Here is a 24,541-nt window from a genome sequence, read left to right on the forward strand (position 1 = left end):
GATGGGGTCTTTCAGTTCGTATGGAGCAGATTATCCACCAAGTCGAGCAGGGCTGCCTGCTCGGCTTCGGGAGTGAAAAGCCTGGCGCGGCGGGCGCATTGCTCTTGCAGCCTGGCGTACCAGCCGGCGTCGTCGATGCTTTTGTCAACCAGGGCTGCCAGCGCTCGCGCGTCGCCCAGCGGGAAGTAGCCGAGGTAGTCGTCGCCCAGCATGCCGCGGTTGCCGCTGATATCGCTGGCCAGCACGGGCACGCCGCTGGTGACCGCTTCGATGATGACGTTGGCGCCCCCCTCCATGCGCGAGCAGATGGCCATGGCGTGGGCAGCTTTGAGCCGCTGGCGCGTTTCGGCATGGGGCAGGGGGCCAAGCCAATGGTAGCGTCCTGGCCAGGCCGCATTGGCTGCGGTGGCAGCCTCGCCCAGCGCGGGATCAAGCACGCCGCCGATATGCACCAGGCGCGCGCTGCGGGCGGTGACGTGCGAGGCGGCCAGCATGAACGTGCGCGGGTCTTTTTCCTCGCGCAGGTGGCCGACCATCAGGATGTCGTGGTGGTGCGGCGCCGCGGCACGGGCGGCCGGCTGGAGCGAGGGCGCGGATTGATAGATGACGCGGGCCTTGGCGCGCAGGTGCGGCGGCAGCTCGTCCAGGCCGGCCGGCTGCAGCAGGACCAGCGCGCTGGCGCGCTGCAGCGAAGCTTGCGCGTCGGCGTCGACGCGGATGTCGCGATACAGGTCGGTGCCGGTCAATACCAGGACCGTTGGACGCTCGGGATGCGCTGCGCAAAAATGCGCCAGCGGCGCCGCCGAGCGGCGCGCATGAAGGGCGATCAGCAGGTCCGGCGCGGCCTCGGCAGGCCAATCGGAAGCGATGTCGGCCTGGTAGCGCGGGCGCAGGAATTGCGCCCAGCGGCGCGCTGTTTGCCAGTTGCCGTTGTTGGCCTGTGCCAGCGCCGGGCTGACGATGCAGATTGTCTGCTTGCTCACTGGTGTAATTCGCTCAAATATCGCTACAATCGACCCATGAACGCCATCCATGCCTCGTTCCGGACCGCCCGAACACAGCAACTTGCCGATGCCATGCAGGCTGCGCGCAATTATACGCTGAGCCTTTTCGAATGCTTTGCCGCCGCCGGCATGGATGTACCGATGCGCGTGCCGCAGATGCGCATCGTCAATCCGCCGTTGTGGGAACTGGGCCATACTGCCTGGTTCGCCGAATGGTTCGTCTTGCGCGAAGCGATTTCCAGCCATCCGGCCGATGCGTTGTACATGTCCTTGCTGCGCAAGGGCGATGACTGGTTCGATTCCAACATGGTGCCGCACCGCAGCCGCTGGAGCCTTGACCTGCCCAGCACGGGCGGCGTGAAGACCTACTGCCACGAGGTCCTGGACCGCGTCCTGGACAAGCTGTCGCGCGAACCGAACACGGACGAAGCGCTGTACCCATACCGGCTGGCGCTGGCCCACGAAGACATGCATGGCGAGGCCTTCCTCTACACCTTGCAGACGCTGGGCTTGCAGGCGCCGGCGCACCTGACCCACGACGAACGTGCATCCGGCGCTCCCGGCGATATTGCTTTCCCAGGCGGCACGCTGCAACTGGGAAGCGCGCCGGAGACGGGCGGCTTCATCTTCGACAACGAAAAGTTTGCGCATCCCTGCTACGTGGCGCCATTCCGGATGGATGCCACGCTGGTCACCAACGCCCAGTATGCCGACTTCGTGGAAGATGGCGGCTACGAACGACGCGAGTTCTGGAGCAATTCGGGCGCCGACTGGCTGCTGCGGCAGGAGCGCTCGGCGCCGCGCTACTGGCGCCGCGACAACGGCCAGTGGCGCACGATGCGTTTCGGCCGGCTCACGACGCTGGCCGCGCACGAGCCTGTGCGGCACGTGTCCCTGTACGAAGCGCAGGCCTATTGCGCCTGGGCCAATCGCCGCCTGCCGACCGAGATGGAGTGGGAGTACGCGGCCTTGCACGGCCATCCTGCTTTCCGCTGGGGCCAGTTGTGGGAATGGACGGCATCGCCGTTCGAACCGTATCCCGGTTTTGTGGCAGACCGCTACCGCGAATATTCGGCTCCGTGGTTCAGTACCCACCAGGTACTGCGCGGCGCATCGTTCGCCACGCCATCCCGGCTTGGCTCCGCCAAGTTCCGCAACTTCTACCTGCCGGAACGGGACGACATCTTCAACGGCTTCCGCACTTGCGCATTTGAATAAGAAAGTCGGGGTCGGCAATTAAAATGGGGACGTACCCTTTGAAGGGGTACGTCCCCATTTAATTGTTACTTCTTCAGGTGGTCATCCAGCCAGCCGATCACGGTGTGGTGCCACAGGATCGAGTTGGCGGGCTTCAGGACCCAGTGGTTTTCGTCCGGGAACACCAGCAGCTTGGACTCGATGCCCTGGCGCTGCAGCGCCGTGAAGGTGCCCAGTGCCTGCGCGGTCGGGATGCGGAAGTCCAGGTCACCCTGTACCACCAGCATCGGGGTCTTCCACTTGGCCACGTGGTGAACCGGGTTGAACTTTTCGTAGCCGTTCGGGTTGGCGTAGTAGGTACCGCCATTGTCCCATTCAGTGAACCACAGTTCTTCGGTGGAGTAGGCCATGCCGCGCTGGTCGAACACGCCGTCGTGGTTGACGATGCACTTGAAGCCGTCGCTCCAGTTACCTTCGATCCAGTTCATCATGAAGCCGCCGTACGAAGCGCCCAGTGCGCAGGCGTTCTGGCCGTCCAGGAAGTCATACTTTGCCACGGCTGCCGCCAGGCCTTTCTGCAGGTCTTCCAGCGGCTTGCCGCCCCAGTCGCCGCTGATCGAATCGGTGAAGCCCTGGCCGTAGCCGGTCGAACCGTGGAAGTCGATGAACACCGAGGCGTAGCCTGCGCCGGCATACACCTGCGGATTCCAGCGGTAGCTCCAGCTATTGCCGAAGCTGCCCTGCGGGCCGCCGTGCACCAGGAAGGCGACCGGATATTTCTTGCCTGGCTCGTAGTTCCATGGCTTCATCACGTGGCCGTACACGGTCTCGCCGTTTGCGCCCTTGAAGGAGAACTGTTCGTACTCCGCCATCTTCACGTCTTTCAGGCGTTCGGCATTGGCCCAGGTCAGCTGCGTGCCTTTCTGCTCGGCGCCATCGGCCTTCAGCTTGACCAGTTGTGCGCCGCCGCCCAGCGAGGCTTGCGCGGAGATCACGGTGTCTTTCTGCACGTCGAACTCGCCGGCGTAGCCTTTGCCGGTCAGCGCGGTGACCTTGCCCGAGGCGACGTCCAGCGAGAACAGGCGGTGGTTGCCGATATCGTCGGCATTGGCCAGCAGGGCCTTGCCGTCAGGGCGCCATTTGTAGTCGGCGATGGAACGATCCCATTCCTGGGCCAGCACGCGCTTCTTGCCGGTGGCGACATCCATCAGCACCATATGGAAGCGGTCGGCTTCAAAGCCTGGGCGCTTCATCATCAGGTACGCGAGGGTCTTGCCGTCCGGGGAGAAGGATGGTTTGGCGTCCCATGCCGGGTTTTCGGCAGTCAGGTTGCGCGGGGCAGTGCCGCCGGCCGCAGGAACTTCGTACAGGTCGAAGTTGGTGGACCAGGATTCGGCCTTGCCGGCCACGCGTGCCGAGAACACGACCTTCTGGCCGTCCGGCGAGAACTGGTAGTCGGCGTTGTCGCCGAAAGGCTTGGAATGGACGTCGCCGTCCAGCGCGCCGCTCAGGCTGACCGGTGCACCAGCCTTGCCGCCGGCGTCGATCGGTGCCGAGTACAGCACGTTGCGGCGGCCGTCGGCCCAGGTATCCCAGTGGCGCACGAACATTTCGCTGTACAGCATGCCGGTGGCCTTGTTCCTGGACTTGTCGTCCAGGCGCTTTTTGGTGCAGGCCAGGTCGGCGCAATCGCGGAACACTTCGAAGGCCATGGCCAGGCGGTCACCTTTTGGCGACAGGCGGAAGCTCTCCACGCCCAGCGGGTAATCGGTGACGCGCACAGCTTCACCGCCGGCGTTCATTGGCAGGCGCCACACTTGCGCGGAGCCCGAACGGCCGCTCACGAAATAGAGCGCGTCGCCCGAAGGGGACCATTGCGGCTGGCTGCTGCTGGCATCGTTCTGGGTCAGTTGGACCGGGGCCGGCTTGGCGGCCCTCAGGTCGATCATCCACAGTTGCGTGATGCCGCGGTTCTTTTCCATATTGGTGGCGCGGACGGTATACACCACGCGGCTTGCGTCCGGCGACAGCACAGGGCTGCCAACACGGTCCATGCTCGCCAGGTCTTCGATGGTCAGGCCGCGCGGGGCGGCAACGGCATTGGTTGCCGCTGCGATGGCGGCGCCCAGTACCAGCAGGCGTAAGGTCATTCGGGATCTCCGGTCTGTTATCAAATCTGCCAGCGGGTGGCTGGCCAAGCGGGCATGATACTGTAATATTTCGCGCATGGAGATCAATACTAAGAAAATCGCGGTCTGGGGATTGACCGGCGCGACGGCTGTTTTGTGCGCCGGCGCCGTGCTGTTGACGCAAACGTGGTATTCGAAACCGCTCAAGCTCGAATGGTTTTACATGCGCGGTCTTGCAGCGGCCGCGCTGAAAAGCCCGGAGATGATGTCGCGGCTTCACGTGCTGCCGGGCTGGCTGGATTTTTCCGGCTCGCGGCTGGACGACGAATCGCCCCGGCGCCGGCATGAGTTTTACCAGGACATGAAAGACAACCTGGCCATGCTGGAGCGCTACGACCGCAATGAGCTGGGGCGCGAGGCCCAACTGTCCTACGATACGCTGCACTATTACCTGAACACCGTGACGGAAGGCGAGCGCTTCCAGCTTCATGAATTCCCTGTCAATCAGGTGCACGGCCTGCAAAGCGCGCTACCTGAATTCATGGCCGACGTGCACAGCGTGAGCTCCCGCAGCGAGGCCGAGAGCTATATCGCCCGCCTGCAGAAGTTCCCGCTCAAGTTCGAGCAGTTGATCGAGAGCCTGCGTGCGCAGGAAGCTGCCGGCATCTTGCCGCCGCAATTCCTCGTCGAGAAAGTGCTGCTGCAGATGCACGGCTTCGCGGGACGCCCGGCGCGCGAGAACATGCTGTACACCACCTTCAAAGCCAAGCTGGATGCGATCCCGCTGTCCGGCATGAGTGAGAAGGTGCGCAGCGAATTATTGCAAGGCGTGGGCGACGCAATCCAGAAAAGCGTCTATCCGGCTTATGCTGAACTGATCCGCCACTTCGTCGAATTGCAGGGGCGCGTTCGTTCCAATGACGGCGCCTGGTCGCTGCCAAACGGCGATGAATACTACGCCTGGTGCGTGCGCTATCACACCTCGACCAACCTGACGCCGCAGCGCGTGCACGACCTGGGACTGGCCGATGTCGATCGCCTCACCGGCATCATGGACCGCCTGCTGCGCCAGATCGGGTTGGAAGATGGGAGTATTGGCGAGCGGATGCAGCAACTGCAGCGCGATCCGAAGTACCGTTACCCAGACACTGAGGAAGGCCGCAAGGAAATGCTGGCCGACTACCGCGCCATCATGAAAGAAGCCGATGAAAAGTTGACCGGGGCCTTCCTCAAGCACCCCAAGGCTGCGATCGAAGTGCGTCCGGCGCCTGCCGAATCGGCCGCCACCGCGCCGACCGCCTATTACATGCCGGGAGCGATGGATGGCTCGCGTCCTGGCGTGTTCTATGCAAACATGCGCTCACTGAAAGACACGCCGAAGTACGGCATGCGCAGCACGGTATTCCACGAAGTCATGCCGGGCCATCATTTCCAGATATCGCTGGCGCAGGAGATGAAGGGTGTGCCGTTTTTCCGCCGGGTGATCGGTTTTTCTGCATACCAGGAAGGCTGGGGGTTGTACGCGGAACGGTTGGCGTCTGAAATGGGCCTGACGCCCGATCCGGTCGACCAATTAGGCCGCCTGCGCGACGACATGATGCGCGCCGCAAGACTGGTGGTCGATACCGGCATCCATTACAAACGCTGGTCGCGCGAAGAGGCCATCGACTACATGATGGACAACACCGGCATGGGCGAACAGGAAGCGACGGCGGAAGTGGAGCGCTACATCGTCTCGCCGGGCCAGGCGCTGGCATACAAAGTTGGCATGCTGTCGATCCTAGGCTTGCGCGAGAAGGCGCGCGCCGAATTGGGCGACAAATTCGACCTCAAGGAATTCCACAACGAAGTCCTGGGCCACGGCGCATTGCCGATGACCGTGCTGGAGCGTGTGGTGGACGACTGGATCGCCCTGCGCAAATGAAAGTCGGGGTCAGGTCTGGCAATCCGCCACATTTTTCGCATGGCGAAAAATGTGGCGGATTGCCAGACCTGACCCCGACTTTAATTACAGGAGCTGCTTGCCGAGCGCTTCCAGGCGCTCGAAGTAGGCGGTCATGTCCAGCTCTTTACGGGCTACGCCGCTGCGCATTGCTGCTTGCGCGATTTTCGGGGTGACGGTTGGCAGCAGGCGGTCGTCCAGCAGGCCGGGGACCACGTAGTCCTTGCCGAAGCGGGCGTCGCTATGCGCCAGGCCGGCCAGGGCGGTTACGCAGGCGCGCTTCATTTCCTGGTTGATCGTGGTGGCGCCGGTGTCCAGCGCGGCGCGGAACAGGTATGGGAAGCACAGTGCGTTGTTGATCTGGTTCGGGTAGTCGGAGCGGCCTGTGGCGATGATCGCGTCCGGCGCCACTTCGCGTACCAGTTCAGGGCGCAGTTCAGGCTCGGGATTGGCCAGGGTGAACACGATCGGCTGCTTCTTCATGCGCTGGACGTCGGCTTGCGACAGCACGCCAGGGCCGGATACGCCGAGGAATACGTCGGCGCCTTCCATCACGTCGGACAATGTGGTGGCAGTGGTGTCCTGCGCCCAGTCGGCTTTTTCGCCGGTCAGGTTGCGGGCCTTGGTCAGCACGCCTTTGGAGTCGCACACGAAGATGTTCTCGCGGCGCGCGCCGATGTCCACCAGCAGTTCCAGGCAGGCGATGGCTGCGGCGCCGGCGCCGGAGCAGACGATCTTCACGTCGGCGATGTCGCGGCCAGTCATTTCAACGGCGTTCAGCATGCCGGCGCCGACCACAATCGCGGTGCCGTGCTGGTCGTCGTGGAATACCGGGATCGACAGGCGTTCGCGCAGCTTGCGTTCAATGTAGAAGCACTCCGGCGCCTTGATGTCTTCCAGGTTGATGCCGCCGAAAGTGGGGTGCATGGCGGCGATGATGTCGACCAGCTTGTCCGGATTGGTTTCGTCCAGTTCGATGTCAAAGGAATCGATGCCGGCGAATTTCTTGAACAGGATGGACTTGCCTTCCATGACCGGCTTGCCGGCCAATGCGCCGATATTGCCCAGGCCCAGCACCGCGGTGCCGTTGGTGATGACTGCCACCAGGTTGCCCTTGGCCGTGTATTCGTAGGCCAGTGCCGGGTCACGCGCGATTTCCACGCAAGGCGCCGCTACGCCCGGCGAGTAGGCCAGGGCCAGGTCGTCCTGGCTGCCAACGCTCTTGGTCACTGCAATGGCCACTTTGCCGGGCGTGCCGGCCTTGTGGTATTCCAGTGCCTTTTGTTCAAGACTGCTCATTCTGTGCTTCTCCTTTAGTTCTGCGAAAAACGCCCGCTACAGGCCAGTTTAGCCTGTGCGGGCGTGCTTTGCAGGGCGCTACGCGGGCGCCCGGCTCAGTATTTGATTATGGATACAGGCCACGTACTTCGCGGGCAGCCAGCACGCGGGTGCATGCCAGGATGAAGGTTGCGGTGCGCAGCGATACCTTCTTCTCTTGCGAGACTTCCCACACGGAGTTGAACGCGTCCTGCATGATGCGGGTCAGGCGTGCATTGATTTCTTCCTCGCTCCAGAAGAAGGAGGAGAAGTCCTGCACCCATTCGAAGTAGGACACGGTCACGCCGCCGGCGTTACACAGCACGTCCGGAACGATCAGGATGTCTTTGTCGTTCAGGATGTCGTCCGCTTCAGGGGTGGTTGGGCCGTTGGCGCCTTCCAGAATGATCTTGGTGCGGATCTGGCCTGCATTCTTGGCGGTGATCTGCTGTTCCAGCGCTGCCGGTACCAGGATGTCGGACTCGATGCCCCAGAAGGAATCGCGGTCCTGGGTCGCTTCTGCGCCTGGGAAACCGGCCACGCCGCCGGTTTCAGCTACGTGCTTGTGCAGTTCAGCCACGTTCAGGCCGCCCTGGTGCACCACGGTGCCGGTGTGATCCTGCACGGCGATGATCTTGGAACCCGCTTCCGCGAACATGTTGGCAGCGATGCCGCCCACGTTGCCGAAGCCCTGGATTGCAATGCGTGCGCCCTGGATTGCCACGCCGCGCTTTGCAGCCGCTTCACGGCCGGTCACGAACACGCCGCGGCCGGTTGCTTCGCGACGGCCCAGCGAGCCGCCCATCGAAATTGGCTTGCCGGTGACAACGCCGGTCGACAGGTTACCTTCGATCATGGCGTAGGAGTCCATCATCCATGCCATCACCTGTTCGTTGGTGTTGACGTCTGGTGCAGGGATATCCTTGGTCGGGCCGATGATCAGGCTGATCTCGCTGGTGTAGCGGCGGGTCAGGCGCTGCAGTTCACCTTTGGACAGGGTCTTTGGATCGACACGGATACCACCTTTTGCGCCACCGTATGGCACGTTGACGGCGGCGTTTTTCACCGTCATCCATGCCGAAAGGGCCATCACTTCCGACAGGGTGACATCCTGGTGGAAGCGCACGCCGCCCTTGCCTGGGCCGCGAGACATATTGTGTTGAACGCGATAGCCTTCGTAGTGGGCGATCGAGCCGTCGTCACGTTCGATCGGAACGTCGACAACGAGGATGCGCTTAGGGCGCTTCAGGGTTTCAACCCAGCGGGACAGGCCGCCCAGGTGAGGGGTGACGCGATCAATTTGTTTCAGGTACTGGCCCCAAGGACCGAGATCTTCAGCGTTGAGGTAAGACGGCAAGGCGTGGTTGGTCATTGTGTGACTCGCTCAGGTTGTTCGGTAACGCGGCGAATCTTATTCCTGTGCAATTGCCGAGGCCAATGCCGAGTGCGCATTCGGTTATGCAAAATTTGCATAACATGTCTTTTTGGTATCGCTTGGTAGGCAAACTACAAACCGGTACCCCAGTGTCTGACCCGCGGGGTCAGACACTGGTACGCGGCCGCTGCGGGCTAGTGTCAGACCCTGTGGGTCGGACACCGGTTTTAGCGGTCCGAAGCCGGCACGCGCCGCTTCGCCGAAGCCGGCTTTTGTTTTTCCGCCAAATGCTCCCAAAGCCGCGCCACCACAGCCTTCCCAGGCCGCGCCGTGCTGGGCCGCTCGCGATAGAGCCGAATCTCCATCTCGATTTCCCACTCCGCCCGCCCGCCATCGGCCGGTGCCAGCAGCTTCTGTTTCACCTCGCGCGTCACCGCCGATTCGGGCAGGAACGCGATCCCGCGCCCCTCCAATGCCATCATCTTCAACCCTTCCGCCATATCGGTCTCGTAATGGGTCTCAAGGTGCAAAGCCTGCTTGGCATCGGACATGATCAGGTCGACCATGCGACCCAGGTAGGCATTGGTCGTGTAGGAAAGGAAGGGCAGGGGCGACGTCTTCCGCCCCGGCAGCACGAACTCCGGCTGCCTGGCCTTGTCGCAACGCGCATAGGCACGCAAAGCCTCGCGCCCCAGCACCAGCATGTCGTAGCGCCCCGGATCAAGCTGCACCGGCTGGCGCGGATGGTGGTAGCAAAGCAGCAGGTCGCAGCCGCCTTCCACCAGCTGCAGCACTGCATCGTGCACGTTCAGCGCCATCAGGCGCGAATTGATCGGCGCGAATTCCTCCTCGAGCTGCGCGATCCATTTCGGGATGAAGGTCAGCGACAGCGTGTGCGGCACGGCAAGATCGATGCTGTTCTGCGTCGCCGCCCGCTTGCCGCGCAACAGCTCGCGCACGCCGTTGATCTGGCTGAGCATCTCCAGCGCCTGCTCGTAGAACACCAGCCCCGCCGGCGTCACGCGCGTCGGGTAGGAGGTGCGGTCGATCAGGTCCATGCCCAGCCAGTTTTCCAGCGACTGGATGCGCCGCGAGAACGCAGGCTGCGTGACGTGGCGCAGTTGTGCGGAGCGGCTGAAGCTATTCGTTTCAACCAGGGAGATAAAGTCTTCCAGCCATTTTGTTTCCATGAACGAGATCCTAAGCAGCGGTTGCGATGCGGCGCATTGGCGTGAACAGCAGCGCAAGCGTAGCGCATACCACCAGGATGACGCCACCTCCAAAGAACATCTGCGGCAAGGTCGCGCTCTGCATGATCCAGCCGGTTGCGGCGGATGACAGCGGCGCCAGGCCGAACATGATGAACATGAAGATGCTCATCACACGTCCCATCATCTGCGGCGGCACACGCTTCTGGATCCAGGTGAACACGGCCACCTGCACCAGCCCGACCAGCGCGCCAAGCGAGAGCAGCAGCAAGCCGCCTTGCCACGCCGTGGTAATCAAGCCGAGCGGCATGATCAGCAGGCCGGCCATCGCATCGACCGACAAGGCGAGCAGGCCAATGCGCACCGGCTTGCCGGCATTGTACTTGGCCGTCATGCCGGAGAAGGCCATGCCCGCCAGCATGCCTGCGCCATGGACTGCCATCAGCATGCCAAAGGCCGAGCCGTCGTGCAGGCGCTCCTTGGCCAGCACCGGCAAGGCCACCTGCATGGTGCCGCCGATCAGTACCGATACCAGGCCCCAATAGGCGAAGCAGGTGCGCATCTCCACGTCGCGCCATACTGCCAGCAAGCCTTCGCCGACAGCATGCAGCACGTTTTGCGGCACCGCAGGTGCGCCGCCTGGCAGCGGCACCACGCGCGACAGGGTCCACGCGGAGACCACGAAGCTCAGGCTGTCGAACGCGAAGGCCATGCCCAGTGCGCGCATGCCGCCATCGGAGCCGCCGGCGTCGCCGATCGCCAGCAGCAAAGCGGCCAGCAAAGGACCCGCAAGCATGCCGACCTGGCGCACGCCCATGATGGCGCCGTTCGCTGCCTGCAGCAGGTCCGGAGGAATGGCGCGCGGCATGATCGAACTGCCGGATGGATAAGCAAACGCCTGCGCCAGCCCGATGCCTAGCGAGAGCGCATACACCAGCGGCAGCGTAGCTGCGCCGGCCAACGTCAGCACAGCCAATGCGCCTACCAGCAGCGCGCTGGCGTGCTTGGTCAGCATCAGTACGCGCTGGGGCGAATGGCGGTCCACCACGGCGCCGCCAATCAGGATGAAGATGGCGCGTGGTGTGCCCAGCAGGGCGAGTACCAGCCCGAGCGACAGCGGATCGCCGGTCAGTTTAAGCACGAGCCAGGGCAGGGCGATCAGGGTGAACTGGTCGCCTAGCATGGACAGGATGCCGCCGCTGAGCAGCCAGCGGAAATTGGCATTGTTTTTAAGCGTGGGAGTCATTATGGTGGTCCGATCAGGTTGGCGAGGACGGCGTTCAGCGGCGCCAATTCTTCATCCCTTGAATGGCGCAGCAGGTCCGTAGCGTATTCGGCGGCGGTGCGCTGGGCGTTATCCAGCAGTGCGTGGCCGGGCGCAGTGATGACGGCATAGCCGACGCGCGCATCACGTTCGTCAGCCTGGCGTGCCACCCAGCCGGTCTTTTCCAGCGGCAGCAGGGTACGGGTGACCCCTGATGCGGTCAGTCCCAGTCGGTCGGCCAGGTCGACGCGGCGCAGGCGGCCGCCTGGTGCGTTGGCCAGGCTTTGCAGCAGCATGAAGTCGCTGAAGCTCAGTCCATGGTGGCCGCCCAGGACGGTATCCAGGCGGCGAATAATGGTGGCGTGGGCCCGTGCGAGGCGCAGGCAGAATTCGAGTGCGTTATCCATGACTATTCATTGAAAAGTGCTTGAGTGATCAAGTATATCGAAACTTCTTGCTGCGCGCCATAAAAACTTCGAATCGGCGTCAGCGGTAGACTAGAGCCATGAATAAGCGCAGATCATTCCTCAAGAGTTCAGTCGCGGTGGCATCGGCTTTGGCGCTGCCGGCAATGGCTCGCGCTGCCATCGCTGCGCCGCACGAACGCAGCCTGCGCTTCTACAACACGCACACCGGCGAAACCTTGCGCACGATGTTCTGGGCCGAGGGGCAGTTCATTCCCGAGGCGCTGCAGGACATCAACCACCTGCTGCGCGACCATCGCAACGACAAGGTCGCAACCATCGATCCCGAACTGATCCTGCTGCTCGACCGCGTCAGTTCGCAATTCAGCAACCACGAAGTGATCCATGTGATTTCCGGCTATCGCTCGCCTGAAACCAACCAGATGCTGGCCGAAGCCAGCGGCGGCGTGGCGAAACACAGCATGCATATCGAAGGGAAGGCGATCGATGTGCGCCTCCCCGGACGCGACCTGGAACGCCTGCACAAGGCGGCGCTGGCGCTGAAGGGCGGTGGCGTTGGCTACTATCCCACGTCACAGTTCGTGCACATGGACACGGGACGCGTGCGTCACTGGTGAACTACTGGCGGCCCAGCAGCGGATAGGGATTGATTGGCTTGCCCTGCCACCAGTTCTTCTCCGGACCCAGTTCAAACATGGCGAAATGCAGGTGCGGCGCGGCGGGATCGGCATTGCCCGTGGCGCCTACATAGCCGATCAGGTCACCGCGCTTGACCTGCTGGCCTTCTTTCAGCGCCGTGGCGTAGTGGTCGAGGTGGGCGTAGTAATACGAATATTTTTCATTCGGATCGAACTGATAAATCGTCAGGCCGCCGGGCTTGCTGGTAAACAGCTTGGCGATCTTGCCGTCGGCTACTGCGTAGACTGGGGTCCCGACCGGTGCAGGGATGTCCAGCGCTTCATGCATCCGCTCCGAGCCGCGCGGCTGGGCGTAGGTGTCCTGGATCTGCTCCGGCTTCACGCCAGCCACGGGGATAAACAGGGAAGTGCCGCTGCCGCTGGCAAGCAGCCCGCCGGTGCCGCTGGTGTCGCCCGCGCGCATGCCGGCCAGCGAGTCGCCGGCCTTGCCGGTACCGGCGACATGCGGCGGATCGATCGGCGCCGCCTGGGCTGGCGTGAGCACCGGGGCTGTTGTTGTTGCTGGCTCGATGACTGGCGCGGATGCCGGCACGGTCTGCGGTACAGGCGCCGGCCGGTCGCCGGGAATCGTAATGGCAGCGGTCTCTCGGTTGTCCAGCGGCACGCGGCTAATCAGCAGCAGTGTGCCGCCGGCGCCAAGGACAATCCCGGCAATCAGGGTGCCGAATGCGCCTATGGGTCTCATGGCAGCCTCCTTATTCCTGTAGCACGGCTGGCGTTCCCGGCCCCACTGCATCGGCGACGCGCGCGGCGTCCCAGTTGGCGAGCCGGATGCAGCCATGCGACTGCGTTTGGCCGATCTTGCCCGGTTCGGGCGTCCCGTGGATGCCGTAATGGTCTTTCGACAAGTCTATCCACACGACACCAACCGGATTGTTCGGCCCGGGCGGGATGGTGGCCTTGCCGTCGCCCGGCTTCGCATCCCAGAATAGTTTCGGGTTGTAATGGAAGGGCGGATTCCGTGCCACGCCATTTATCTTCCAGTGACCGACCGGTAGCGGATCATGTTCGCTGCCGGAGGTGACGGGCATTTGTGCGATCACCTTGCCGCCGGCATCGAGCAGCGAAAGCGTGCGGTCGCTGCCGTCCACCACGATGCTGGCCGCTTTCGGCAGGGGCGGCGCGGCGCCCACGTTCGGCACCATGATTTGCGCGCCTGCCTGTTCGATGTCCCTGCCGGGGTTGAGCTTGCGCAGCAGCGCCGGGCTGGCGTGGAAGCGCTCTCCCAAGGCTTCGGCGGCGCTCGAGTAGCTCAGTGCCTGAAGCTTGGCCTTGTCGGCCATTTCTTCCGGTACCGGCACGAACGGTCCCGCGACGTCGGCATCGGTCACAGTGTAGGGAGCCAGCACTGGCTGGCCATCATCAAGCGCCGCCAGCGTAGCGTCATCTGCCTTGCCGGTCAGGGGCAAGCCGCGTGCACGCTGGAAGCCAAGCAAGGCTTGCCGCGTATTGCCGCCTGCGGTGCCGTCGATCTCTCCGACGGAAAAATTGGCCCGGTCCAGCAGCACCTGGGCGCGCACGGTTGGGGAGGGCGAGTCCTGGGCCGCATGCGCGCCCGTGCTGGCTAACAACAGGGCAATCAGGATTGTTCTCATGGGCGCAGTGTCGCGCTGATTTTGAGGCCGCTCCGTTCGGTAACGTACAAAAGAAAAAGGCCGCCAGGTTGCCCGGGCGGCCTTGCTCATTGCACGCTAATGATTAGCGATCGCCCCAAGGACGACGCGGCGCATCGGTGCGTGGACCCTTGAAGCCGCCGGCATCGCGGTCGCGGTTGCGGAAGTTGCTCTCGCCGCGCTCACGGAAACCGCCTTCTTTGCGGACGCCGCCTTCAGTACGCTCAGCGCGGAAGCCGCCTTCGGAGCGGAAACCTCCGCCATCGGCGCGATTGCGGAAACCGCCTTCGGCAGGACGCTCGGAGCGGAAGCCACCTTCATTGCGGTTGCGGAAGCCGCCTTCAGGGCGCTCGTTGCGGAAACCGCCTTCAGCACGGAAGCCGCCTTCGTTGCGATTGCGGTAGCCGCCCTCGCTGCGTTCACGGAAACCGCCTTCGTTACGATAGCCACCTTCCTTGCGCTCGCCGGCAAATGGATTGCCTTCGCTGCGATAGTGGCCGCCTTCCGAGCGCGGGTTGGAGAAGGAGCGCTGGCCCGGCTTGCTGTTGCGGCCATCGCCTGGCTTCCAGCCTGGGCGCGATGCGGAGCGCGAAGGCGCTGCGCGCTTAGGCTCGAAGCCCTCGATCACTTCGACCGGAATCGGCTGGCGGGTCAGGCGCTCAATGCGGCGCACCAGCATGTTTTCAGCGTGGTTCACCAGCGATACGGCGATACCGTTGCGGCCGGCGCGGCCGGTACGGCCGATGCGGTGCACGTAATCTTCCGGGAATTTAGGCAGGTCGTAGTTGAACACGTGAGTGATGTTCGGCACGTCGATGCCGCGTGCTGCCACGTCGGTTGCAACCAGCACTTTCACGTTACCGCGGCGCAGGCCGTCAAGGGTGCGGTTGCGCGCGCCCTGGTGCATGTCGCCATGCAGCGCAGCGGCGGAAAAACCGGCGATGTTCAGGCGGTCTGCGATGGTGTCTGCGTCACGCTTGGTGGCGGTGAAGACCACTGCCTGGTCCATGGTTTCGTCGCGCAGCAGGTGGTCCAGCAAGCGGTTCTTGTGCGACAGGTCGTCCACGAAGTGCACGCGCTGTGCAATGTTTTCGTGCTTGGTGGTCGCGGTGTTGATCTGGATGACCAGCGGGTCCTTGGTGATGCGGCGGGCCATATTGCCCACCACGCCGTCCAGGGTTGCCGAGAACAGCATGGTCTGGCGCGAATCAGGGGTGGCGGCAACGATCTTCTCGATGTCCTCGATGAAGCCCATGTCCAGCATGCGGTCGGCTTCGTCCAGCACCAGCACTTGCAATTGCGAGAAGTCGATCTTGCCCTGTTCCATGTGGTCGATCAGGCGGCCTGGAGTCGCAACCAGGATTTCCGGATTCTTCGCCAGCAGTTGCATCTGTTTAGGGTAAGGCATGCCGCCCAGGATCGCCACGGACTTGATGTGGCGCAGGTTGGCGCAGTACTTGGTGGTGTTGGTGGTGACCTGCAGGGCCAGTTCACGAGTAGGAGTCAGCACCAGCATCTTCGGCTGGGCAGGGCGGAAGCGCGGGCGCTCGCCGCGGGCACGCGCGGACTGCGCTTCCTGCGCTGGAGTCTTGCCGGCGCCGGTGAAAGGCGCGCTGGCCAGGCGGTGCAGCGATGGCAGCATGAAGGCCGCGGTCTTGCCGGAGCCGGTTTGCGAGGAAACCAGCAGGTCCTTACCCTCGATCGCGGCAGGAACGGCCTGCTGCTGGACTGCGGTCGGCGCGGTGTAGCCGGCTTCGGTCAGTGCGGAGAGGATGGACGCGTGGAGACCAAGTGCTTCAAAAGTCATGTAAATCTTTCGTAAAAAGCGAGAAAATAGCTACGCTAAACCAGAACGAAACGACTCTATTTGTATAGAAATTTCGGCACAAAAGCTTTGCGCCGGGACGGTGTCATTTGACTACGACACACAGGGCGGAGGGCTTTTTAGGCGGCATCCAGTGTTCAGGATGCGGCAGATAGTTTCGCGAAGCTGCTATTTGTGTTGTTATTTTCAGCTGCGTTATATGTGTTGCAGCGCACAAGCGTCGAATTATACATGGAATCCCGGTCGCGCGGTAGTTTTCTGTTGAGGTTTGCGGCAGAGCAAAATTGCAATGTTAGCCAAAAGGTAGAGTCTGGTGATGGACAATAAATCGCCGATTCTTGTCGAGAGCCGTATTTTGATCGTCCGTGGTCAGAAGGTGATCATTGATGCTGACCTTGCTCAGCTGTACGGTGTAACGACCAAGCGCCTCAATGAGCAACTCAGGCGCAACCTTGTACGGTTTCCCGCGGACTTTATGTTTTGCCTCACAACTGAGGAAAAACAAGAGGTGGTCGCAAATTGCGACCACATTGCGAAGCTCCGATTTGCCGCTTCTTTACCGCATGCTTTTACAGAGTATGGAGCGATTCAGGCAGCAAACATGCTAGCCTCTCCGTTAGCCATTGAAATGGGAATTCATGTAGTGCGGCCTTTTGTTCGGCTTCGTGAGCTGGCCGTGTCAAACACCGAATTGGCTTTGCGACTCGACGAGCTGGAACGGAAAACGGACTTGACCTCGTTCAAGCAAGATGTTTTCGAGCGCGATGCGCAACGCGAGTTCAAACGTATCATCGAGACACTCCGGCAATTAATGACTCCGCCTCAAATGCCGGCTAAGCGTCCAATCGGATTCGTAACACCTGACGACTCGCAACAGTAATGGCTGGTACGGTTCTGCGCTCAGTGGCCCAGCGGGCCGCCCAGCCGCCCACGGCGAGGCAAGTGATTAAATTACTCGTCATTGGATGACTCGCTTTTTGGTGCTTTCGGCTTGATGCCCCGGCGTGCAAGCGCCTCGCGCAGCAGGAACTCGATCTCCGCGTTCACGCTGCGCAGGTCCTGGGCAGCCAGACGTTGCAGTTCGTCCCACAACGCCGGGTCTATCCTCAGAGGGAAAGCTTTTTTGCCGGGGCTTGCCATCTTGCCTCAGTTATACAGTGTGCCTGTGTTGACGATAGGCTGAGTCTCTTTATCGGAGCACAGTACCACCAGCAGGTTGCTGACCATCGCCGCCTTGCGCTCCGAATCCAGCTCGACGATCTCACGCTCGGCCAGGGCATGCAGGGCGGATTCGACCATGCTGACGGCACCATGCACGATGCGGGAGCGGGCGCTGACGATGGCTTCGGCCTGCTGGCGGCGCAGCATGACTTGCGCGATTTCGGGAGCATAGGCGAGGTGGGTCAGCTTGGCGTCCACCGTCTCCACGCCGGCTGCTTTGAAGCGTTCCTGCAGCTCACTGCGCAGCGCAAACGAAACTTCATCCATGCCGGAACGCAGTGTCATTTCGCCTTTGGCGAGGTCTTCGCCGTCATCGTAGGCATAGCGCGAGGCGAGGTGGCGGATGGCGGCCTCCGCCTGCACCGCCACGTAGCGCTCGAAATCATCCACGTCGAAGATGGCCTGGGCCGTATCCTGCACGCGCCAGACGATGGCGGCTGAAATCTCCACCGGGTTGCCGCGCTTGTCGTTCACTTTCAGCGTTGGCGCATTGAGGTTGCGGGCGCGCAGCGACAAGCGCTGCTTGCGGTACAGCGGGAAGGCCCAGCGCAGACCCTCATTGCGGTCGGTGCCGATGTACTGGCCGAACAGGGTCAGGATGGCGCTTTCGTTCGGCTGCAGCATGTACAGACCTGGCGCGAGGAATACCGCCACGATGACGCAGGCTGCGGCCAGCAGCGGCTGAAATCCACGCAGCAAAAGGAAAGCGAATATCGCCAGCACAACGACAACGGTCAACGCCAGGTATCCACTGTAAGACGAAAACGGCTTTTCGGTTCGGTTCATCAGAATTGCTCCCAGAAACCCCGTCCTTCAGGGCGGGGAGTGAAAGGAGCCGGCCGCAAAGCGGCCGGGTTCCTTGAAATTAGTGAGATACTGTATAAAGTTACAGTATGATTATCGTCTACCGTTTCCGCGTGAAGTCGAAGAACGGGCTGCTTAATCAGCAAGCACGTAAAGTGAACTTCGTCTGGAATTACTGCAACGACCGGCAGAAGGATGCCTTGCGTTTTGGTCGTCCATGGCTGACAGGTTTTGATCTGAACAAGCTGACGACAGGCAGCAGCAAGGAACTGGAGTTGCACTCCGGTGTCATCAATGCTGTATGCGAGCAGTTCGCCAAGTCCAGAGCGCAGCACCATAGGCCTTACCTGCGCTACCGAGGCCGCAAATCGTTGGGCTGGGTACCGTTCAAAGGTCGCGACCTGCATCGGGAAGGTAACGCGTTTCGTTTTGCCGGCAATACCTTTCGTGTGTTTTACTCGCGCCCGCTGCCGGAAGGGAAGATCAAGGACGGCACGTGCTTCTCGCAAGACAGCCGGGGCAATTGGTTTCTCAATATTGTGATCGAGGTGGCCGAACCGCCGGTGTGTCCTCTTGAGCATGGTGTCGGCATTGACCTTGGCTTGAAAGATCTGGCCACTTTGTCCGAAGGCGAAAAGATTCCTGCGCCCTGCTTTTACCGCGCCGCCGAAGCGGCACTCGCTGTGGCGCAGCGTGCGCAAAAGCGACGCCGTGTGAAGGCTATTCAGGCGCGTACGGCTCGACGAAGACTGGATTTCCTTCACAAACGGTCGGCCGAGATCGTCCGCACCTTTGACCATATCGCAGTTGGCAACGTCAATGCCAGCGGACTCGCCCAGACCAGCCTGGCGAAGTCCGTGCTTGATGCAGGCTGGTCGTCCTTCCGGGCGATGCTGGCGTACAAGGCTGTTAAGCATGGCGCGCGGTACGTGGAAGTTGATGAGAGTTTTACCACCCAGACCTGCTCGAATTGTGGTGCATTGCCCGATTCGAGGCCGAAGGGTATCGCAGGCCTTGGAATAAGAGAATGGCAATGCAGCGACTGTGGTGTAGAACATGATCGTGATCGAAATGCTGCGTTAAACATTCTCCGTCGCGGACGTGCGACGCTGGAAGCAGGAATCCCCGTCGTTTAGGGCGGGGAGGACGTCAAGATCCATCCAGGTGGGTTAAATCAAAGTGATATCACTTTAGTCTCACTTTTTTGCGTTGTCAAATTATTCTCGTTTGTTTAACCCCTTTTTTCCCGCCAGCCCGATTCCTGTTCAGAAGCGTTCATTTTGAAGGGAGTAATCATGTTGGCAAGGCTCATCCTGGTGCTGTGCATGCTGGCCGGCGGCGCGGCCATGGCCCAGACACCACCATTAATCAGGTCGAACACGACCGGCGGCGAAGCGCCAGTCCGCGTACAAAGCGCGGCTGTGCAGACGGTCATTTCAGGCGGTATGGCGGAAACGACAGTGAAGCTGGTCTTTTATAACCCGAACCATCGCCAGCTTGAGGGAGACCTGCAGTTCCCGCTTGGCGAAGGCCAGCAGGTAACAGGCTTTGCGCTCGATGTCAGAGGGGAACTGCGCCCCGCAGTGCCGGTCGAGAAGGAGCGCGGGCGGCAAATCCTGGAGGCCGAAGAACGGCGCCGCATCGACCCGGCTCTGCTGGAGCAGACGCAAGGGAACAACTTCAAGCTGCGCATCTATCCGATCCCGGGCCGCGGCACGCGAACGGTGGAACTGAAATATGCGGCCATGCTGGTACGTCAACAAAAGAGCTGGAGCTACCGGCTGCCGTTGAAGCATTTCAGCATTCCGGCCGCGCTGGATGTCCGCGTCATGGAAAGCGAGGATGCGCCGGTCGCCATCGGCCTGCCGGAACGCTTCACCCGTGCGCAGGGCGGCTGGCAATTGGACGTGGCGAAGGCGAAAGGCGAAATCCTGGTGCGTGTGCCCGCGGCGCAGGACAAGCCGAAAACTTATGTGGAGGAGTTCAATGGCCAGCAATACTTCCTGGCGGAAGTGCCGGTGCCTGCCGAACGCAAGCCGCGTGCGTTGCCGAAAGTGCTTGGCGTGCTGTGGGATAGCTCCAGCTCCGGCGCGCACCGCGCCCTGAAAGCGGAATTGCGCGTGCTGGCGAGTTATCTCGATGCAGCAGGGAGCGTTGAAGTGCGCCTGGTGCGCCTGCGCGACAAGGCGGAGCCGGCCAAAGTTGTCAAAGTGGCGAAGGGGCAGTCCGGCATCTTGATTGATGAACTCGAATCGACCGTCTACGACGGCGCCAGCGCACTGGCCGACTGGCAGCCGCAGCCCGACGTCGACGAATACCTGATGTTCAGCGACGGCTTGCGAAACTATGGCACAGGCGCGTTCCCGCAGCTCGCCAAAGGCCGCCGCCTGTTCACCCTGAGCTCCAGTGCTGGCGCCGACACTGCACGCTTGGCGGCATGGGCCAATGCAAACGGTGGCCGGCATATCGCCATCGATCCGGTCGACGCACAGCACGCCTCGCAGGAACTGCTCACCGATGGCGTTCGGGTAAGCGGCGCGACCGGCATGCAGGCTGGCGATGTAGTGGTTGATGAAAGCCAGGTGCGTGCTGGCCTGCTGCGCGTGGCCGGCAAGGTTCGGGGCCGGGAACCGCTGGTTGTGACCCTGGATAACCAGGGCAGGAAATACGAGATTGCCCTCGATGCCGCAGGAAAAAGTACGCAGCATCCCCTGGCCGCGTGGTGGTGGGCCAACCGGCGCATTGCCCAACTGGAGGGCAACTACGAACTGAATCGGGCCGCGATCAGGCGCATTGGGCTGGAGTTCGGCCTGCCGACCCGCGAAACCTCCCTGCTCGTGCTGGAGCAATTGGAAGACTACGTGCGGCACGATGTGGCGCCGCCGGAGAAGTATCGCGCCGCCTTTGAAAAAATGAAGGCAGAAAACCGCAGCCAGATCGCCAGCCAACGCGTCAAGCACCTGGACAATGTGGTTCGGGAGTTCCAGGCCAAGGTAGCTTGGTGGGAGAAGCCATTTCCCAAGACCCGTCCGCCAGCGCCGAAGATGGAAACGACCGCCGACGGCACGGAAAAGCGGATTGTCGAGGCGCCGATGATGGAGGCAATGCCGGCGCCGCCGCCTCCGCCAGCTATGGCTGCGCGCGCTGCTCCTGCCGCGGCCCCGGTAGTAATCGACGAGCTGGATATCCCCGCAGATAAGCGAATCAACGGTGGTGTAAGCGTCCGTTTGAAGGCATGGCAGCCGGACGCGCCCTATACGGCGCGCATGCGCAAGGCAGCGGCAGGCGATATGTACCGCATCTATCTTGACGAACGTCCATCGCACTCGGGGAGCAGCGCCTTTCTGCTCGACGTGGCAGGGCTGATGCTGGAGCGCGGCCAGCGTGACCTGGGCCTGCGCGTGTTGTCCAACCTGGCCGAGATGGAGCTGGAGAATCGCCACGTGCTGCGCGTGCTGGCCTATCGATTGATGGAAGCAGGCGCTCCAAGATTGGCCGTTCCCTTGCTGGAGCGCGTGCAGGACATGGCAGAGGAGGAGCCGCAGTCCTTCCGTGACCTCGGGTTGGCGCTTGCCGCCAGCGGCCAGGAACAGCGAGCCATCGAACAACTGTACCAAGTAGTGTTGCGACCATGGGACGGGCGCTTTGCCGATGTGGAGCTGATCGCACTGTCGGAGCTGAATGCGATCGTTGCGCGCGCCAAAGCAGCCGGTCGCACGCTCGATACGCGCGGCATGGATTCACGCTTGTTGCGCAACCTGCCGGTGGACTTGCGGGTGGTGCTGACCTGGGATGCGGACAACAGCGATATGGACCTGCATGTAATTGATCCAGATGGCGAGCGCGCCTACTTTGGCCACCAACTGAGTTATCAGGGCGGCCGCATGTCACGCGACTTCACTGGTGGTTACGGCCCTGAAGAATTCATGTTGCGCAACGCCAAGCCGGGCATTTACCGCGTCGAGGTCAATTACTTCGGCAGCGGGCAGCAGATCGTCACCGGAGCTACCACGCTGCAGCTTCACTTTACGACCGGCTTTGGCACGCTGAAGGCGGATGACAAGATGGTCACCTTGCGCCTGAAGGAGCAGGGCAGCTCGATCCTGGTCGGCGAGTTTGAGGTAAAGCCGAAGTAGCGCTATTCGAGCGCGTTCAGGCGGCTTGCCAGGATATCCGGCACCGGATAGTCCGGGTGGGCTTTGCGGAAGCGCTTCCACTGCACGGCGGCAGACCCAGTGTCGCCGGCATCCAGCATGCGCTCGATGGCTTGCAGCCAGTCTTTCGGGCTTTCGGCATCCAGCGAACCTGAGGCTGGCTTGGGTGGAGGATCCAGTTCATCCATTTCACGGGCTTGCGCCGGTGGTGCGGCGCGCGGCGCTGCTGCGGGCACAGGAGGTGGCGGTGGCAGGGCAGCGGCTGCCGTCGGTTCCGCCTCCCGTATCGGCACTTCCGCTATCGGCACAGGCTGTGCCGGCTTCGCTTCAACAGTGGCGGATTCGCGTTTTTTGTCTGCAGCGGCGTCGGCATGGTCGTTGCTGATCATCGGCGCAGGCAGGGCTGCTGGCGCTTCTTCCGGAACGATTCGCACCTCAACAGGCTGCAATTCCTGATGCTGGTAGCTGCGCCAGACTGGGAACAGGATCGCGATGCCGGCCAGGCTCGCCGCAAATGCCAGCGGTGCGCGATAGCGATGCTTTGGTTTAGGGCGCGGGGCATCGGCAGCCGGATCGTTGGCTGCGGCAGGGCCGGGAGCCAGGTCTTTCTGGATTTGCGCGAAGATGGCCGCGTCGAGCTCTGCAGATGGCTCCGGCTGCGGCAGGGCGGCCAAGCGACGCGCCAGGTCCGCGTCTTCGAAATCGTCCTTGTCGACCGGCGTCATACCGTCTCCTCCTGCTTGAATTGCTCGCGCAGCTTACGCATGGCGTAGCGCAGGCGGCTCTTCACTGTCTCGGCTGGCGCGGCAACCACCAGCGCAATTTCGTCGATGCTCAAACCGCTGAAATGCTGCAGCACCAGTGCCTCCTTCTGCTCGGACGGGAGCTGGCGGATCGCAGCGTGCAACGCCAGGTTTTGCTGGCGGTCGAGTGCAGTGGCTTCGGCAGAGTCCTGCACCAGGCATATGTCGCCGCCATCATCGATATCGGGCTGGCGCTGCATATCGGCCAGCCGATTGCGGCCGATCTGGAACAGGTAGCTGCGGAAGCTGCCTTGCGCAGCATAGCGCGAGCGGGCATGGTGCACCGCCAGCCAGGTTTCCTGCGCCACCTCATCCGCCCACTCGGTACGCCCGCTGCGCCAGGCCAGGAAGCGGTACAGGCCGCGGCTATGGCGGCGATACAGTTCCTGAAAGGCCGACAGCTCGCCATCGCGGTAACGCAGCATCAATTCGTCGTCGGAATGGTCGGTGGGCATGCGGGGCGGGCAGCTTCTATAAGCAAAATCAAGGCGACCACTTTAGTCAATTCATTGATTCTGCGCAAGCCAGCTAAATTCGGGGTCAGGTCTGTCATTTGGACACGCGAGCATGAGCATTGATCTATCTCAAGACGCCCAAATAGCCGTTTTGACGTATTGAGATATATCAAAGGATTGGTTTGGGTGTCCAAATGACAGACCTGACCCCGAATTAAAAACAAAAGCCGCCCGGAGGCGGCTTCTGTTCTGCGGCGGGGATGATTATTCGTAATCGCTCGAGTTCAGGCCCATCACGTGCGAGAAGCCGCCGTCGACGTACATGATGTCGCCGGTGATGCCGGACGACAGGTCCGACAGCAGGAAGGCTGCGGCATTACCCACTTCTTCAATGGTCACATTTCGGCGCAGCGGTGCATGGCCGGCGGCAAAGCCGAGCAGCTTGCCGAAGTCCTTGATGCCGGAGGCTGCCAGGGTCTTGATCGGGCCGGCGGAAATGCCGTTGGAGCGGATGCCGTGCTGGCCCAGGTTCTCTGCCAGGTAACGCACGGACGCTTCCAGCGATGCCTTGGCCAGGCCCATGGTGTTGTAGTAAGGGATCGCACGAACCGCGCCCAGGTAGGACAGGGTCAGCACGGAGGAGCCTGGCTTCAGCAGCGGCAGGGCGGCTTTCACCATCGCTGGGAAGCTGTACGCCGAAATATCGTGGGCTACGCGGAAGTTTTCGCGGGTCAGGCCATCCAGGAATTCGCCGGCAATCGCTTCGCGTGGGGCAAAGCCGATGGCGTGCACGAAACCGTCCAGGCGGTCCCAGCTCTTGGCCAGGTCGGTGAACAGGTTGGCGATTTGTTCGTCGCTGGTCACGTCGCAGTCGAAGACCAGATTGCTGCCGAATTCGGCGGCGAATTCAGTGATGCGGTCTTTGAAGCGCTCGCCAACGTAGGTGAAAGCCAGTTCGGCGCCTTCGCGGTGGGCTGCCTTAGCAATGCCGTAAGCGATGGAACGGTTGGACAGGACGCCAGTAATCAGGATTTTTTTGCCTTGCAAGAAAGCCATATCTACTCCAATGGGGTTATACCGCAAGAACGGGATTGTAAACGTGCTGAC

21 protein-coding genes are annotated in these 24,541 nt (G+C 62.0%); 6 read left to right on the plus strand and 15 right to left on the minus strand.

Annotated elements, in window-relative coordinates; all coding sequences use genetic code 11:
- Positions 1-11: 11 nt before the first annotated feature.
- The gene (senB, locus tag ACN9MW_RS13030; protein ID WP_426171268.1) at positions 12-983 is read right to left on the minus strand and encodes a selenoneine biosynthesis selenosugar synthase SenB; all 972 of its coding nucleotides are present in this window, start codon (positions 981-983) and stop codon (positions 12-14) included.
- 36 nt (positions 984-1,019) lie between these two features.
- Here senB and senA point away from each other — a divergent pair, with 36 nt between their 5' ends.
- On the plus strand, positions 1,020-2,222 hold the full coding sequence (gene senA / locus ACN9MW_RS13035; protein ID WP_426171270.1) for a selenoneine synthase SenA: 1,203 nt from the start codon (positions 1,020-1,022) through the stop codon (positions 2,220-2,222).
- A 65-nt stretch (positions 2,223-2,287) separates the two neighbouring features.
- Here senA and ACN9MW_RS13040 read toward each other — a convergent pair whose 3' ends face one another.
- On the minus strand, positions 2,288-4,351 hold the full coding sequence (locus tag ACN9MW_RS13040; protein WP_426171271.1) for a prolyl oligopeptidase family serine peptidase: 2,064 nt from the start codon (positions 4,349-4,351) through the stop codon (positions 2,288-2,290).
- A gap of 76 nt (positions 4,352-4,427) precedes the next feature.
- Between ACN9MW_RS13040 and ACN9MW_RS13045 the strand changes: the two genes are divergently transcribed.
- Positions 4,428-6,254: a DUF885 domain-containing protein gene (locus ACN9MW_RS13045; RefSeq protein ID WP_426171272.1), complete on the plus strand. Its 1,827-nt coding sequence runs from the start codon at positions 4,428-4,430 to the stop codon at positions 6,252-6,254.
- Between the two features lie 84 nt (positions 6,255-6,338).
- Here the strand turns inward: ACN9MW_RS13045 and ACN9MW_RS13050 are convergent, their stop codons facing one another.
- From ACN9MW_RS13050 to ACN9MW_RS13070, 5 genes are all read right to left on the minus strand, one after another.
- Positions 6,339-7,571 carry a malic enzyme-like NAD(P)-binding protein gene (locus ACN9MW_RS13050; protein ID WP_426171274.1) on the minus strand — a complete coding sequence of 411 codons (1,233 nt, stop codon included), beginning with the start codon at positions 7,569-7,571 and terminating at the stop codon, positions 6,339-6,341.
- Positions 7,572-7,677: 106 nt separating this feature from the next.
- Positions 7,678-8,961 carry a Glu/Leu/Phe/Val family dehydrogenase gene (locus tag ACN9MW_RS13055; RefSeq protein WP_057263199.1) on the minus strand — a complete coding sequence of 428 codons (1,284 nt, stop codon included), beginning with the start codon at positions 8,959-8,961 and terminating at the stop codon, positions 7,678-7,680.
- 230 nt (positions 8,962-9,191) lie between these two features.
- Positions 9,192-10,154: a LysR substrate-binding domain-containing protein gene (locus ACN9MW_RS13060; RefSeq protein WP_426171276.1), complete on the minus strand. Its 963-nt coding sequence runs from the start codon at positions 10,152-10,154 to the stop codon at positions 9,192-9,194.
- Between the two features lie 10 nt (positions 10,155-10,164).
- Positions 10,165-11,418 carry an MFS transporter gene (locus ACN9MW_RS13065; RefSeq protein WP_426171278.1) on the minus strand — a complete coding sequence of 418 codons (1,254 nt, stop codon included), beginning with the start codon at positions 11,416-11,418 and terminating at the stop codon, positions 10,165-10,167.
- Positions 11,418-11,843, minus strand: coding sequence for a MarR family winged helix-turn-helix transcriptional regulator (locus tag ACN9MW_RS13070; RefSeq protein WP_426171279.1), 426 nt, complete (start codon positions 11,841-11,843; stop codon positions 11,418-11,420). Before ACN9MW_RS13070 ends, ACN9MW_RS13065 begins: the two co-directional genes overlap by 1 nt.
- Before the next feature lie 98 nt (positions 11,844-11,941).
- Here ACN9MW_RS13070 and ACN9MW_RS13075 point away from each other — a divergent pair, with 98 nt between their 5' ends.
- Positions 11,942-12,478 (plus strand): DUF882 domain-containing protein, encoded by a 537-nt coding sequence (locus tag ACN9MW_RS13075; RefSeq protein ID WP_426171281.1) that lies wholly within the window; start codon positions 11,942-11,944, stop codon positions 12,476-12,478.
- 1 nt (position 12,479) lies between these two features.
- Here ACN9MW_RS13075 and ACN9MW_RS13080 read toward each other — a convergent pair whose 3' ends face one another.
- The 3 genes from ACN9MW_RS13080 to ACN9MW_RS13090 form a co-directional block, all read right to left on the minus strand.
- Complete coding sequence (locus ACN9MW_RS13080) at positions 12,480-13,244, minus strand: M23 family metallopeptidase (protein WP_426171282.1); 765 nt, start codon at positions 13,242-13,244, stop codon at positions 12,480-12,482.
- A 10-nt stretch (positions 13,245-13,254) separates the two neighbouring features.
- The gene (locus ACN9MW_RS13085; RefSeq protein ID WP_426171284.1) at positions 13,255-14,154 is read right to left on the minus strand and encodes a L,D-transpeptidase family protein; all 900 of its coding nucleotides are present in this window, start codon (positions 14,152-14,154) and stop codon (positions 13,255-13,257) included.
- Positions 14,155-14,257: 103 nt separating this feature from the next.
- Positions 14,258-15,979: a DEAD/DEAH box helicase gene (locus ACN9MW_RS13090; protein WP_426171286.1), complete on the minus strand. Its 1,722-nt coding sequence runs from the start codon at positions 15,977-15,979 to the stop codon at positions 14,258-14,260.
- Positions 15,980-16,313: 334 nt separating this feature from the next.
- On the opposite strand from ACN9MW_RS13090, the gene ACN9MW_RS13095 reads away from it, so the two are divergent.
- Positions 16,314-16,877 carry an ORF6N domain-containing protein gene (locus ACN9MW_RS13095; RefSeq protein WP_426171287.1) on the plus strand — a complete coding sequence of 188 codons (564 nt, stop codon included), beginning with the start codon at positions 16,314-16,316 and terminating at the stop codon, positions 16,875-16,877.
- A 71-nt stretch (positions 16,878-16,948) separates the two neighbouring features.
- On the opposite strand, the gene ACN9MW_RS13100 is transcribed toward ACN9MW_RS13095, so the two are convergent.
- Together ACN9MW_RS13100 and ACN9MW_RS13105 are read right to left on the minus strand one after the other, a co-directional pair.
- A complete protein-coding gene (locus tag ACN9MW_RS13100; protein ID WP_426171288.1) occupies positions 16,949-17,137 on the minus strand; it encodes a hypothetical protein in 189 nt (62 codons plus the stop codon).
- A 6-nt stretch (positions 17,138-17,143) separates the two neighbouring features.
- Positions 17,144-18,004: an SPFH domain-containing protein gene (locus ACN9MW_RS13105; protein ID WP_426171289.1), complete on the minus strand. Its 861-nt coding sequence runs from the start codon at positions 18,002-18,004 to the stop codon at positions 17,144-17,146.
- Between the two features lie 107 nt (positions 18,005-18,111).
- Between ACN9MW_RS13105 and ACN9MW_RS13110 the strand changes: the two genes are divergently transcribed.
- Together ACN9MW_RS13110 and ACN9MW_RS13115 are read left to right on the plus strand one after the other, a co-directional pair.
- Complete coding sequence (locus tag ACN9MW_RS13110; RefSeq protein ID WP_426171291.1) at positions 18,112-19,158, plus strand: RNA-guided endonuclease InsQ/TnpB family protein; 1,047 nt, start codon at positions 18,112-18,114, stop codon at positions 19,156-19,158.
- Positions 19,159-19,317: 159 nt separating this feature from the next.
- Positions 19,318-22,158 carry a VIT domain-containing protein gene (locus ACN9MW_RS13115; protein WP_426171293.1) on the plus strand — a complete coding sequence of 947 codons (2,841 nt, stop codon included), beginning with the start codon at positions 19,318-19,320 and terminating at the stop codon, positions 22,156-22,158.
- A gap of 2 nt (positions 22,159-22,160) precedes the next feature.
- Here ACN9MW_RS13115 and ACN9MW_RS13120 read toward each other — a convergent pair whose 3' ends face one another.
- The 3 genes from ACN9MW_RS13120 to fabI all read right to left on the minus strand — a co-directional run bounded on the left by ACN9MW_RS13120 (position 22,161) and on the right by fabI (position 24,490).
- Entirely contained in the window at positions 22,161-22,901 is a 741-nt protein-coding gene (locus ACN9MW_RS13120; RefSeq protein WP_426171294.1) for a hypothetical protein, read from the minus strand.
- Positions 22,898-23,434, minus strand: a complete 537-nt coding sequence (locus tag ACN9MW_RS13125; RefSeq protein WP_426171295.1) for a sigma-70 family RNA polymerase sigma factor — start codon at positions 23,432-23,434, stop codon at positions 22,898-22,900. Before ACN9MW_RS13125 ends, ACN9MW_RS13120 begins: the two co-directional genes overlap by 4 nt.
- 264 nt (positions 23,435-23,698) lie before the next feature.
- Entirely contained in the window at positions 23,699-24,490 is a 792-nt protein-coding gene (gene fabI, locus ACN9MW_RS13130; protein ID WP_426171296.1) for an enoyl-ACP reductase FabI, read from the minus strand.
- Positions 24,491-24,541: the final 51 nt, after the last annotated feature.

The organism is Pseudoduganella sp. R-34 (assembly GCF_049904655.1).
In the GTDB taxonomy this organism is placed as follows: domain Bacteria; phylum Pseudomonadota; class Gammaproteobacteria; order Burkholderiales; family Burkholderiaceae_D; genus Rugamonas.

What these genes read in the sequence shown, in the direction of transcription:
- senA (WP_426171270.1), top strand. Translation starts at nt 1,020, where the DNA reads ATGAACGCCATCCATGCCTCGTTCCGGACCGCCCGAACACAGCAACTT.
- ACN9MW_RS13040 (WP_426171271.1), bottom strand. Translation starts at nt 4,351, where the DNA reads ATGACCTTACGCCTGCTGGTACTGGGCGCCGCCATCGCAGCGGCAACC.
- ACN9MW_RS13045 (WP_426171272.1), top strand. Translation starts at nt 4,428, where the DNA reads ATGGAGATCAATACTAAGAAAATCGCGGTCTGGGGATTGACCGGCGCG.
- ACN9MW_RS13050 (WP_426171274.1), bottom strand. Translation starts at nt 7,571, where the DNA reads ATGAGCAGTCTTGAACAAAAGGCACTGGAATACCACAAGGCCGGCACG.
- ACN9MW_RS13055 (WP_057263199.1), bottom strand. Translation starts at nt 8,961, where the DNA reads ATGACCAACCACGCCTTGCCGTCTTACCTCAACGCTGAAGATCTCGGT.
- ACN9MW_RS13060 (WP_426171276.1), bottom strand. Translation starts at nt 10,154, where the DNA reads ATGGAAACAAAATGGCTGGAAGACTTTATCTCCCTGGTTGAAACGAAT.
- ACN9MW_RS13065 (WP_426171278.1), bottom strand. Translation starts at nt 11,418, where the DNA reads ATGACTCCCACGCTTAAAAACAATGCCAATTTCCGCTGGCTGCTCAGC.
- ACN9MW_RS13070 (WP_426171279.1), bottom strand. Translation starts at nt 11,843, where the DNA reads ATGGATAACGCACTCGAATTCTGCCTGCGCCTCGCACGGGCCCACGCC.
- ACN9MW_RS13075 (WP_426171281.1), top strand. Translation starts at nt 11,942, where the DNA reads ATGAATAAGCGCAGATCATTCCTCAAGAGTTCAGTCGCGGTGGCATCG.
- ACN9MW_RS13080 (WP_426171282.1), bottom strand. Translation starts at nt 13,244, where the DNA reads ATGAGACCCATAGGCGCATTCGGCACCCTGATTGCCGGGATTGTCCTT.
- ACN9MW_RS13085 (WP_426171284.1), bottom strand. Translation starts at nt 14,154, where the DNA reads ATGAGAACAATCCTGATTGCCCTGTTGTTAGCCAGCACGGGCGCGCAT.
- ACN9MW_RS13090 (WP_426171286.1), bottom strand. Translation starts at nt 15,979, where the DNA reads ATGACTTTTGAAGCACTTGGTCTCCACGCGTCCATCCTCTCCGCACTG.
- ACN9MW_RS13095 (WP_426171287.1), top strand. Translation starts at nt 16,314, where the DNA reads ATGGACAATAAATCGCCGATTCTTGTCGAGAGCCGTATTTTGATCGTC.
- ACN9MW_RS13100 (WP_426171288.1), bottom strand. Translation starts at nt 17,137, where the DNA reads ATGGCAAGCCCCGGCAAAAAAGCTTTCCCTCTGAGGATAGACCCGGCG.
- ACN9MW_RS13105 (WP_426171289.1), bottom strand. Translation starts at nt 18,004, where the DNA reads ATGAACCGAACCGAAAAGCCGTTTTCGTCTTACAGTGGATACCTGGCG.
- ACN9MW_RS13110 (WP_426171291.1), top strand. Translation starts at nt 18,112, where the DNA reads ATGATTATCGTCTACCGTTTCCGCGTGAAGTCGAAGAACGGGCTGCTT.
- ACN9MW_RS13115 (WP_426171293.1), top strand. Translation starts at nt 19,318, where the DNA reads ATGTTGGCAAGGCTCATCCTGGTGCTGTGCATGCTGGCCGGCGGCGCG.
- ACN9MW_RS13120 (WP_426171294.1), bottom strand. Translation starts at nt 22,901, where the DNA reads ATGACGCCGGTCGACAAGGACGATTTCGAAGACGCGGACCTGGCGCGT.
- ACN9MW_RS13125 (WP_426171295.1), bottom strand. Translation starts at nt 23,434, where the DNA reads ATGCCCACCGACCATTCCGACGACGAATTGATGCTGCGTTACCGCGAT.
- fabI (WP_426171296.1), bottom strand. Translation starts at nt 24,490, where the DNA reads ATGGCTTTCTTGCAAGGCAAAAAAATCCTGATTACTGGCGTCCTGTCC.